This window comes from Cognataquiflexum rubidum, assembly GCF_022538115.1.
GTDB classification, from domain to species: Bacteria; Bacteroidota; Bacteroidia; order Cytophagales; family Cyclobacteriaceae; genus Cognataquiflexum; species Cognataquiflexum rubidum.
This window is the reverse complement of record NZ_JAKZAL010000043.1, coordinates 1-11,268: the sequence shown is the minus strand read 5'-3', so window position 1 is coordinate 11,268 and position 11,268 is coordinate 1. Positions and strand designations below refer to the sequence as shown.

The window sequence follows — 11,268 nt, the reverse complement described above, 5'->3', positions numbered from 1 at the left end:
TGACGCCAGATCAGGCAGCGTACATAGGTGTTACCGAAAACGGACCGTTCAAGCCGGAGTATTATAGGTATTGATTTGTTTCAAAATTTTATAAAAAAGCCTTCAGGAGAGATTCTGAAGGCTTTTTCCTGACTTCGACACTGGGACACCCAAAATCAAAAACCGAACATTTTTGCCATTTTTTTCTGACTTTCGTTCAAAAACAGGGTCTTTCGTAGCTTTTTCCCGGTTGATTTGAGTTGGATTTCGACTGTATAAATACCTTTTGCTATTTCGATTGCTTTCTGTGGAGAAAGCTTGATTCCTTTTTCATTTAATTGTCTTTCCAACTCTTTGTAAACCTTGTAAGCTACGAATGCTATGCTGATATGGGCTTCTATTCTCCTTTGTTTATAATGGTAAACCGGCCTTACCTTAATTTCATTTTTGGTTATTCTGAATGCCTTTTCTATTTTCCATAGGTTGTTGTAATTCTCGATTACCTGTTCTTTATCAAGCTTTGTATTAGTGATGTAACCCTTAAGACCGTCCCATCGTCCATCCTGTTCAAACTTGTCAATATCCAGTGCAATCTTTATCTCACCTTCCATTTTAAGGTACTTGTTATAGCCTCTGTTGTTGATGTGGGTTTTGTTGAGTTTTCCTGTCTTTAGCTGTTTTTCGAGCTTTTTAAGTCCATTTTCCCTGTTGATCCTATCCTTTCCGGCCCGCCTTTCGGAGTAGCTCACAATCATCCTCAGACTTTCTTCCCAATCCATTGATACACTTTCTCCATTTTGGAGTTGAATGGCCAATACTTTTTCTTTTTGGTTGTTGCCTGAAGACTTAAGCCGTGCCCCAAGAATGAATTCATATCCGTTATCGAGTAATTCTTTGATATTGCTTTTGGAAAGCAAACCTGAATCGGCCACAACTATCGGGGCGGGCAGACTATACTTTTTTCTAAATGTCTCTATTACCGGAATCATGGTATGCCCTTCAAACTTATTGCCCTCAAAAATCTCGTATGCCAGGGGATAGCCTTCAAGGCCCACCAGCAAACCCAAAACTATCTGGGGATTCTGATGCTTCCCTTCCTTGGAAAAGCCGGTCTTCCTCAGTTCATCCTCCTGATCTACTTCAAAATAAAGTGTGGTGCAATCGTAAAAAACAATATTGATACTGCCTCCCAGAATTTTCTTGGTGTGCCCAAAACTGATCAGCTGTATTATCTCTTTGTAATTGTTGTAGAGCTTGTCCATATACCTGTACAGGTCCTGAACCTGAAACCCAAGGCCATGATAGGTCTGCAGGTAATCACAGGTCTTCAGTTTACTGGCGGGAAAACATATTCTGGAATAGACAAGCCATTTAAAAATATCATCTTGGATTACATTGAATCCGATATCATTGAATACCTTATCCAAGAGGAGTTCTGTACCTGAAACAGTAATGTTTTCAACACTTTCCAGGACAGATGCTGCAACCTGCTCTTCATTGTTGAAGGGTATATCAAGGATGCCTTTATAGTTCCTGATCCATTCTTCTCCCAAAGAAACAAGCTCTTCCACTTCTGCACCGTCGGAGCTGCTGCCTATGGTTTTGGCAACTTTATAACTTCCCCTTACCTTATCAATTACCTGAACACTGATCTTGCCACTTTTATTGGGCTTCTTGCGGACAAACATGTCTAAAAGTACTCAAAAATACCCCTGGGACACCCAAAACGAAAATCAAAAAATTATAAAACATTACTTATCAGTACTTTATACTAACATGGGACTGACGACTGTCGAAGTCAGGATAGGTATTGATTTGTTTCAAAATTTTATAAAAAAGCCTTCAGGAGAGATTCTGAAGGCTTTTTTGGTTTATTTTTAAAATTATGACAACAATTAATTTTTATATATTTTTCAAAAAATAGGTAAAAATTTGATTCAAATTTTAATAATATTACATTTCTTCAATTAAATCAATAATTTCCGTGAAACATGAACCTACGCCTCAACTCTGAATTTGGAACATTGAAAGCAGTTCTGATGCACCGGCCGGGAAAGGAAATTGACCGACTTACTCCTTACAATAAGGAATTGCTCCTATTTGAAGATGTTCCTTATCTGGAAGCCATGCAAAAGGAACATGATTTCTTTACCGATCTGATCAAACAGACCACAGGTGCACAGGTCTATAGGCTTCATGAATTGCTGATACAGGTTCTTTCCAATCGGGAAATTCTGGAGAAATTGATGCTGGATGCGCTGACAAAATCCGGTCTGACACACCTGAAAGACCATATTCTTGAAAGACTATCTACTGCAGAATGTGCGACAGCGCTGACGGCAGGGGTAAAAGTCCATGAGCTAAAACGAAAAATACCCAATTTATCCTCCGGTGAATTGTTGGATTATGCTTTTGTGATTCCTCCAAGTCCAAACCTGTATTTTCAAAGGGATCCTATGGCAATAACACCGGGTGGAATTATTTTTTCGAGTATGAAAAAAGAAGGAAGACAAAGGGAAGCCAATATCCTCCGGGCAATATTCGAAAACCACGTGGATTTCAAAGACCATGTCAACCGTCTTTATCCGATAAACGGACATGATTCCCCGCCGAGTATTGAAGGTGGAGATGTGATTGTTTTGTCAAAACATGCAGTTGCCATTGGTAATTCTGAAAGGACAGATGAAAAGGCCATCTATCATGTCGCTAAAGCATTGCTAGCTGAAGGGAATGTAGAAAGGGTTTATGAGGTACACTTGCCCAAAAAACGACAGTACATGCACTTGGATACCGTCTTTACCATTTTAGATGAAAACCTCGTTTTAACTTACCCTGATGCCCTCAACTCCGTCCTACAAACCTCTCTTTATACCTTGAAAGAAATCAAAGACGACAAAATTAATATCAAAAGACAGGTATTGAATGAATCTCTTTTGACGGTCTTGGAAAAGGAAATCCCTCATCTCGAAATTTTGTCCACTGCAGCGGGAAAGCCCGATTATTCGATGAGAGAACAGTGGTTTGACGGAGCAAATGTGTTTGCAATAGGCCCAAGAAGGGTTATTTCTTACAATAGAAATATCCATACCAATCGTGCCTTGAGAAATATGGGGGTTGAAGTTTTGGAAATTCCTTCTTCGGAACTTTCCCGAGGCCTGGGTGGCCCAAGGTGTATGACAATGCCATTAAGCAGGGCGAAAATCTGACCTCACCTTGGATTGATTCTTATAAAAAAATGTCCCACATATGCATTGGAATAGAACCAATGAAATTCAATTCACCTGAAGGCAGTCTTTTCATAAGAAAACCATCAGATTGGTTAAAAGGCCTTATGGAAGTTCTATAAGGATTCTGCGCATACATGTTGTAATGACCGACAAGTACCACAATCCCGTCGTTTTTTGGATTGTCTTTGATGACCTGAAAAGCATCTTCCCACATCACAAGCTTATTGCTTTCATTTTCGTGGTTAAGCCTTTTATCTTGTGCGATGTTTAATCCCAAAGCCATATTTTCAAAAGTCTGAACGGCCCTACAAAATTCACTGCTGATCGTAGCAGAAACCGGGACCGAAAGTTTCTTGAGGGCATTCCCAATTTTCTTAGCATTATTTTTACCTAGCTCACTTAGCTGTCGTGCAACATTGGAGTCACAGGATTTCCACCATTGAGGTAAAGGCGAAGTGACAATATCTTCCCCTACAGAAGCATTAGCATGCCTCAAAACAATAACATAACCGCCATTTTCGGTCTTCATTTTTTTTAGAGCAGAAACCGTCTGAATGGCCTCTTCTTTGTTTTTTGTTATGTAAACAGGGATAGTTTCACGGACCGGGATACCATTTGCCCACGCCACATCTATCCAATATAACCCAGGGGACAATTCCAGGAAATCCTCCCCTGATTCATCTATATCAAAGGTGTTTTTTGAAGCGGATGGAAAAAATTTTGCAGGAGTACTTGTCTGGATTTGAATAGCAAAACCATCATCCCTATGATTCAAAAAGAGAACACCATCTATGAAATCACTGGATAAAATTTTATTATCGGGTTCATTTTCCGTTTGGCAGGAAAAAAGAATAACCAAACAGATTACGGCAACAAAAGCCTTTGATTGAGCTAGAAAATATTTCATTCTTTTGAATACTTAGAAATTCTATTTTAAATCCGCAAAACAAATCGGTCAATAATTGTTCCAAACCGATCCCTAATACCGGAAAACATGATTCATAAAAAAAGACTTAAAAAGCAATTTTCTTACTATGAATCACAATTGAAAGTTATTAAAAATATTCCCCTCCGACAACTCTTTTTCCAATTAATCAATTGATAGAAAAGTTTTTGAATTGGTATTTCGCTCTCAGGTACAAATGATTACCCAAGCTATCTACCCGGTAGCTTTCTCTTATTTTAGGGAAAAGAATCCCAGTAGAATTATCCCATTCCTGATTATATACCATGCTGAAATGGTCACTTGTCTTGACTCTGTACCCTACAATCTGAAAAGACTGTGTATCAAAAAAATACCACCAAATATCCACAGTAGGGTTTTCGGGATCGCCGTCAATGACCTGAACGGTCTCTACCACCCTTCCGTCGGCCAATTTGGTTATCCCTTGGTATTCCAGGTTTTTACCTTGTTCCAATAAATTAAAAGGTTTTGTCAAAACATAATAAGCGGCATCAATATCCTTCTTTTTATTGGCCAAAAAGCCCTCATTTTTGATTTCATTCTCACCCATCAGGTATTTGGTCCTAGTCCCATCGAACACAATTCTATGGATAATTGAATCCTTGACCCACGACATCTTTGCTTCAAAAAAAGGTTTTTGCCTAAATTCAATTTCTTGGATGATATGGTTTTCAACTTCTCCATTTTCAAGGTAAAGCCAAGTTTCTTTTTGTAAAGTAAAAGACTCAATGGAATTCCATAAATCTACACTTCCATGAGCAAGAATAGACTTTTTTATGATTGCCAATGCTTTCCTTTCAGAAGAAAGGTTACAATTGGTAACCATAACAACTAAAATGACAATAAATAAAATTTGGCGAAATTTCATAGATTCGGTAGGAACTTATCTAAAATCAAATGTAGCAAGTCAATTTTTAGAAAAATCCTTTTTGTAAAATAAAAAACCTAAGGGAATTTGATTCCCTTAGGTAGATTATTCAAAACTTCAACTGAGATTCTCAATTTTTGTGAGGAAGAATATCATCTTGGGATACCCTTGATCTTGAGTTATTAAAATCCAATCGGGCTGACTTTAATTCAGTAATTGGGGTGGTATCAATTTGAGCAACACCTGCGAGAACCAAAGAATTGGTTGAATTATAAAATAAAGCAAAATCATTTGGCCCTAATTCAATAACAGATGCAAAATTGACCATCAGTGAATTTATATTTCTCATAATTGGATGTGGCCTTAAAGATGATAGAGGTAATACCGTATCAGCACCGTCCACAGCATTACCAACATTTCTCATGAACGCCCCCATATTTATGAGAAACTGATTCTCTACCGCCAATCCAACATTTGTGTAGAAACCATCCCATTCCCCAACAAAAATAATTCTTCCCCCTTCTTCACCAAATTTTTTCATTTCATTAATTTCTGCAAGAGTAAACTGAACCCGGGGAATAAACAAAAAGAGAATTTTGACATCTGCAGGTATATTAACGAGAGTTCCGGAGGTTGAATTAATATTTTCAATTTCAAAACCTTCACTGTTTATTAATGACCTGAAAGGTTGAAATGTATACCTATCTACCCCACCTACACATGGTGTGAACTGAGATTGTGCCCCACGGCCACAATCGAACCAAATTTTGTTTCCTTGAACTCTAACACCAGTTGTTTCATAATTGAGCAAATTTTTTACCAGCTGAATGTTTCCTGTTCTTGTCATAGCAATATCATCAAACACATTGATATCATTGAATACTACCACATCTCTACCTGGTCTAGGGGCAACAGATTCCTGCACAAACAGATCAGCTGAACCTGTCACATCAAAAGATTTTGCACTGACTTTGGTCAACCCAAATTTCTTACCCTTTGCCAATCCATTCTGGTCCACTGAGGCCACATCATCTTCTGAAACAAACCACTCAACTTTTAAATTTTCTAGCAATTCTCCGTAGAAATTATAAACTTTTGCTTCAAATTTCTGCTCTCCATCCACCAAAATGGTGGCTTCTTTTGGTGTAACTTCGATTCTGGCAGGGCAAGTTTTATCCTCCAATCTGTATACCACTCTAAATGATTGGTTTTCCACTAAGGGAACAATTCCATTGTCAAGTTTTTTGGTTTCCTTATTCACAATCGCCACATCTACAAATCCCAAAACTTTTTCACCGATCCTGACTCTGACACGGTAAATTTTGCCTTTAACAGCTTTGGACTTAGATGTATCCCAAACCGCGGTATAATTTTCTTCTGCTGCATTTAGGCTTACTTTATCGCCTCCTGTGCCGTCTCGCTTAAATGACTGAACAACAGTTTTAAACTCAAAATCATCACTGATTTCAACTATCGGCGAAAGATTAGGATTGAACTTACCATTGAATTTTGGGTCCTTGCCAATCGTAGGCGCCAGAAAATAAAATTCGTCAACATTACCACCATTGGCAGCATCTGAAATCCCGATTTTTCCGAAATTAGAGGATAATGTCTGGGACAACAATGCAATATCATCATTGATGTCATCATCGTCGAACATGCTTTCAGAACATGAACTTGCCACCAAGAGGATAGAAAAAAGCATTAGGAGTTGCGATTTGAAGGTTTTGATCCCTTGCAACAAAGTTGGATTTTTAAAATAGGGTTCCATTAGATTTAAAATTAAAGTTTAAAATTTGACTTAGATTTCACTGACTCAAGCTTTATTCAGCTTTTTGATATTTTATTTGGATAAAATTAGATATTTTAAAGTATTGAAATTCTCAACAACAATTAGGTGAGGGGTTCAATGTACAGTTGGCTGCTTTTTCAATGCCATTGGCCAATTCGGATGTATAAAAAATATGGCAAAACCTTTATTTTTAAACCTTTAATAGTTGTTTGACCACAAAAAAATGTTCTATAAATAATTTTTTTAGCATTTAATTTTTTTATATTCATCGAAATTTACATAAGTCTTGAATTATTTTTTACCAAAATCAAGTGTTTTGCATGTCATTAACCAAGCAGTGAATGTGCCGAGTCTGATAATTTCTGTTTTCACAATTCTGAAATCTCAACTCAAGAAGCCTTCACCTTCAAAAGAAAATAAATGCATTTTATATTATAAGGAAGACTCAAAAAAATAGGTAATATCAGTCCAATAGAAACAATGGATACCATCAAAACCAAAATGACCTCGAAAATTGCCATTCCAATATTGAATGGTTTTGAAATTCTGAATATTCAGGAAATCATCAGATGTGAAGCAGATGGCAATTATTGCAAGATAATCTCTCCTAGTAATCATGATTCCAATCAACCCGAAATCCGCATAGTTTCTAGAAACCTTAAGGAAATATGCGGTAATCTTTCAAAGAAGGGGTTTATAAGGATACATCACTCCCATTTGATTAATCCCTTATATATCAAAAAAGTCTTGAAATCGAACGGTGGTATAATTGAAATGGTGGATGGAATGAAAATCAGGATTACTCAAAATAAGGAAACCTTATTACATGAAATCTTTGATTCTGTGCCAAAAATTTGAAGTAAGATAAAAATTATTAGGTCTTTCATTTTGGTTTTTGTGATTGATAATCTGATTTGAAAAAGATTTCTTTTACTATAAAAATTAACAGTATCCCATATTCCACCCATAATAGAAGGATACTCTCTTTTACATCAGGGTTGGAATATGCATTGTAGGATAAAAAAACCAAACCTGTCCAAACCAAAAAAATCCTACTTTTCGTCAAAATGCTCACCCCAAATGCCGGAATAATGTACCAGGGATGGACAACATTCTGTGATAAAAGGTAAATGAGATAAATATGGACTATTCCAAGTAATAATTTTTCATAATCCTGCACCTGAATCTTTGCGCTGTAAAATACGATTGCCAAAAAGGCAACCAAATTTAGGGATGGCCCAACGTAAGCTATGGGATTGTAGTTTATTACAAATCCGGAAATCCATTTTACTATATTATATATTGACCCGTTGAATTCGAAGGTACTTTGAAACAACCTTATACTTTGCCAAAATTTTTGAATCCCATCCGAGATCATAAGGGGTGAAAACAAAAGGGCTAATATTAAAGCGGAGAAAAAAAGAAATGGGATTGATTTATTTTTTTCCCATGAAAAAAGAAATAAAGGGCCCAACATCAATGGTGTCAATTTGATACCAATGGCCCAAGACCATCCTAATGCAGCAAACATTGGTTTCTTTTTAATCCAAAAAAATATTGTAGTTAAAATCCCGGCCAAAACTATTCCCTCAAAATGGAGATTGCCGGTTAGCTCGAGGATGATAAGCGGATTGAATGCGTAAAACCAAATTTTCGAAATAGGTTGGTTTACAAGAATTAAGATTTTGTAAAGCAGGTAAATATTTAAAAAATCAAACCCAACAATGAAAATTCGAAGGAAAACAATGTTTGACAGCAAGTCATCCCCTGTCAAAGAGGTAAGAAAGAAGAAAGCCTGATGCAGGGGGGGATAAATTGAAAAATATTGGGGAGAATTCATTTTTTCATATAAATAAACCCCATAGGTATTTGTCCCGAAATCCAAACTCGTCACTATCTCATTTGGAGTTGATAGAAATGGATTGAACCCCATTTTTAATAACTGACCATCAAAAAAGTATCTATAGAAATCATCTGAAAGAGCAGGTATTGACAACATCAATACTACCCGCAGAAGCAATGCCAACAATAAACCCCTTTTGAAAGAAAACTTCCTGACGATAGAAACCCAACAAATACCTAAATAAAATAAAAAGCAAAGTCCAAATAGGAGAAAAGTTAACGCAAATTCTTCCCTAGGAATAAAATATCCCAATAGTAATAGGAGAAAAGCATAGGCACTGAAATAAAGGTAAATCTTCAAAGCTTTGATTATTGGTTAATGATTTAAAGTAAGGGATGCGAAACCCATAGAATTTTAGGCTTTTTGGATAATGAACTTCATTACCAAATAATGAATATACCATCAAAGTTGTCCATTTCAACCGCATTGCCCATTCCATTGAGATTTAAGTACAAGATATTGCCTTTGCATGATATTTGTGTTTGTATTGGCTACGCCCGGAAAAAATATGCAGCCGGGAGATGATTTGGGACAAAAGGCTATTTAACACCGGAAAGAACAATATTGACAAAAAAGGCCGATTAGATCAAAATAGAAATGAAAAATTTTATAAAAATAAAGTTAGAAAAAAAGGTGAAACTTCTCAAACAATTTATTCATATTTTTTATGGTATAAATTATTTTTTACCATAATAAATGTCTTTTAACAAATTTAAGTGATGCTTTATCTCAATTTATTTTATAGTAAATATAAATAAAAAGCAAAAACTAAACCCTTTCCAATGTATTTTTTTGCTTTTCAAATAAATTTTTATGCATTTTATTTTTTTTTATGATTTATGGCTATATATTTGAATCATCATTTAAAAAAAATCCCCTGTAAAAAGGGAGAAAAATATTTAAAAGGTAATTAATGGGATTGAAATACAATTTTTTGTATATTTGATGCCGTTCAAAAGCCTAAAATACCTTACCGTTAATTTAGTTAATTACTTATTAGTAAAAAGCTCAGTAATCTATATTAAAATTTAATTTTTAAAGGCTATGACAAATCATCAAAAATCAAACGTTCCTATCCTTGTTTTCTGGGACGTGATCAGCTTAACCCTCGCATTCTTTATCTCCTTGTACTTTTACAGAATCAATGACCTCTCTTTCCAAAGAATGGAAGTTGTCTTTTTAATGGCACTAATTTCCCTTTGGCTTGTGATCGGATATTCGAATAAATTATATGTGGATTGGACAGGGAGCAGTTTCTTCAAATCCAGAATGAGTAAATATTTTAAAACTTATTTCATTCTTGCAGGTATCATTGGCATCCTTTATCTCGTTTTCTCTTTCCCAAAAGATGTCCGTAATCTATTGATTGCAATTTTGGCTGGAATCCCTTCCTTGGGAATTATCACAAATTCTTTAGTGATAAGGCTTTCAGCACCAATAAAGGAAAGACGAACAAAAATGAGTACAACGTTAATTGCTGGTTCAGGCCAATTGGCAAATAAAGTTGCCGGATTCTTGGAATCCAATTCTTATGCAAAGTTTGCCGTTCAGGGTTTCATTGATTGCAATCCGGAAGCCAAGTCATCGTCAAAAAATGAGCGTGTGGTCTCGACTTTAGATGGATTGAAAGACTATTTAAAATACAACTTTGCGGATGAAATCATCATTGCATTGCCTTACAATGAGTTGGATAAAATAAAATCCATCGTTGAAATAGCTGATTACCATGGTACGAGGATCAGATTTGTTCCTGACTATCAAGGGATTTTTGGAGAGAATTTTAAGACATATCAGTTTGGTGATCTTCAGTTGGTCAATATCCGTCAGCTGCCTTTGGACAATTGGTTCCCAAACTTATTGAAAAATGTTTTTGATGTAATCTTTGCTTCCGCTGTTCTACTATTCCTTTCCCCAATATTTGTTGTAATTGGTTTGCTCATAAAGCTTGATTCACCAGGACCTGTATTTTACACTCCTATTAGGACGGGTAAAGGTGGAAAACCTTTCAAAGTATATAAGTTCAGGTCGATGAACAGCAATGACAGTGTTGTGGGCGGAACCCAATCTACGGTAAAGAATGATCCAAGAATCACTAAAATAGGAAAGTTCTTAAGAAAATACAGTCTTGACGAATTGCCCCAGTTTATCAATGTCTTGACAGGAGAGATGAGCGTGGTAGGACCCCGTCCTCATAGAACCTTCCTAAACCAAGTCATGCAGGAGACTGAAGACAAATACATGGTAAGACATTATTATAAGCCGGGAATTACAGGATGGGCCCAAGTAAATGGTTGGAGAGGTCCAATGGAGACGGAAGAACAAAAGAAACAAAGAACCTCCCATGATTTGGAATACCTAAAAAAATGGACTTTATGGTTGGATATCAAGATCATTTGGTTGACAGTTTTCGGAAAGAAGACGCACGAGGAAGCATTTTAAGTCCTACATAATTTAATAATATGATTATCCGCAATCATTCCAGTAAGGATAAATTGAAGCAATGATGAGTCTGTCAAAAAGCTTTTGACCGAAATA

General features: G+C 36.2%; 9 protein-coding genes. 4 read left to right on the top strand and 5 right to left on the bottom strand.

Annotated elements, in window-relative coordinates:
* Positions 1 to 74: adenosylhomocysteinase (locus MMU05_RS23210; RefSeq protein WP_418884492.1), on the top strand; the 74-nt coding region annotated here is incomplete at its 5' end.
* An 81-nt stretch (positions 75 to 155) separates the two neighbouring features.
* Here MMU05_RS23210 and MMU05_RS22835 read toward each other — a convergent pair.
* Positions 156 to 1,667: an IS1634 family transposase gene (locus MMU05_RS22835; protein ID WP_241143973.1), complete on the bottom strand. Its 1,512-nt coding sequence runs from the start codon at positions 1,665 to 1,667 to the stop codon at positions 156 to 158.
* Positions 1,668 to 1,970: 303 nt separating this feature from the next.
* On the opposite strand from MMU05_RS22835, the gene MMU05_RS22830 reads away from it, so the two are divergent.
* Entirely contained in the window at positions 1,971 to 3,185 is a 1,215-nt protein-coding gene (locus tag MMU05_RS22830) for an arginine deiminase (RefSeq protein ID WP_113922982.1), read from the top strand.
* Positions 3,186 to 3,204: 19 nt separating this feature from the next.
* Here the strand turns inward: MMU05_RS22830 and MMU05_RS22825 are convergent, their stop codons facing one another.
* From MMU05_RS22825 to MMU05_RS22815, 3 genes are all read right to left on the bottom strand, one after another.
* Positions 3,205 to 4,113, bottom strand: a complete 909-nt coding sequence (locus tag MMU05_RS22825) for a histidine phosphatase family protein (RefSeq protein WP_241143972.1) — start codon at positions 4,111 to 4,113, stop codon at positions 3,205 to 3,207.
* Between the two features lie 187 nt (positions 4,114 to 4,300).
* Positions 4,301 to 4,996 carry a hypothetical protein gene (locus MMU05_RS22820; protein ID WP_241143971.1) on the bottom strand — a complete coding sequence of 232 codons (696 nt, stop codon included), beginning with the start codon at positions 4,994 to 4,996 and terminating at the stop codon, positions 4,301 to 4,303.
* Between the two features lie 172 nt (positions 4,997 to 5,168).
* The gene (locus tag MMU05_RS22815) at positions 5,169 to 6,743 is read right to left on the bottom strand and encodes an Ig-like domain-containing protein (protein WP_241143970.1); all 1,575 of its coding nucleotides are present in this window, start codon (positions 6,741 to 6,743) and stop codon (positions 5,169 to 5,171) included.
* Between the two features lie 567 nt (positions 6,744 to 7,310).
* Here MMU05_RS22815 and MMU05_RS23205 point away from each other — a divergent pair.
* Complete coding sequence (locus MMU05_RS23205) at positions 7,311 to 7,688, top strand: LytR/AlgR family response regulator transcription factor (RefSeq protein ID WP_418884491.1); 378 nt, start codon at positions 7,311 to 7,313, stop codon at positions 7,686 to 7,688.
* A gap of 25 nt (positions 7,689 to 7,713) precedes the next feature.
* Here the strand turns inward: MMU05_RS23205 and MMU05_RS23235 are convergent, their stop codons facing one another.
* Positions 7,714 to 8,985: an MptA/MptB family glycosyltransferase gene (locus tag MMU05_RS23235; protein WP_472843692.1), complete on the bottom strand. Its 1,272-nt coding sequence runs from the start codon at positions 8,983 to 8,985 to the stop codon at positions 7,714 to 7,716.
* Positions 8,986 to 9,777: 792 nt separating this feature from the next.
* On the opposite strand from MMU05_RS23235, the gene MMU05_RS22810 reads away from it, so the two are divergent.
* Positions 9,778 to 11,172 (top strand): undecaprenyl-phosphate glucose phosphotransferase, encoded by a 1,395-nt coding sequence (locus MMU05_RS22810; RefSeq protein WP_241143969.1) that lies wholly within the window; start codon positions 9,778 to 9,780, stop codon positions 11,170 to 11,172.
* The last annotated feature ends 96 nt before the right edge of the window (positions 11,173 to 11,268 follow it).

What these genes read in the sequence shown, in the direction of transcription:
- MMU05_RS22835 (WP_241143973.1), bottom strand. Translation starts at nt 1,667, where the DNA reads ATGTTTGTCCGCAAGAAGCCCAATAAAAGTGGCAAGATCAGTGTTCAG.
- MMU05_RS22830 (WP_113922982.1), top strand. Translation starts at nt 1,971, where the DNA reads ATGAACCTACGCCTCAACTCTGAATTTGGAACATTGAAAGCAGTTCTG.
- MMU05_RS22825 (WP_241143972.1), bottom strand. Translation starts at nt 4,113, where the DNA reads ATGAAATATTTTCTAGCTCAATCAAAGGCTTTTGTTGCCGTAATCTGT.
- MMU05_RS22820 (WP_241143971.1), bottom strand. Translation starts at nt 4,996, where the DNA reads ATGGTTACCAATTGTAACCTTTCTTCTGAAAGGAAAGCATTGGCAATC.
- MMU05_RS22815 (WP_241143970.1), bottom strand. Translation starts at nt 6,743, where the DNA reads ATGCTTTTTTCTATCCTCTTGGTGGCAAGTTCATGTTCTGAAAGCATG.
- MMU05_RS23205 (WP_418884491.1), top strand. Translation starts at nt 7,311, where the DNA reads ATGGATACCATCAAAACCAAAATGACCTCGAAAATTGCCATTCCAATA.
- MMU05_RS22810 (WP_241143969.1), top strand. Translation starts at nt 9,778, where the DNA reads ATGACAAATCATCAAAAATCAAACGTTCCTATCCTTGTTTTCTGGGAC.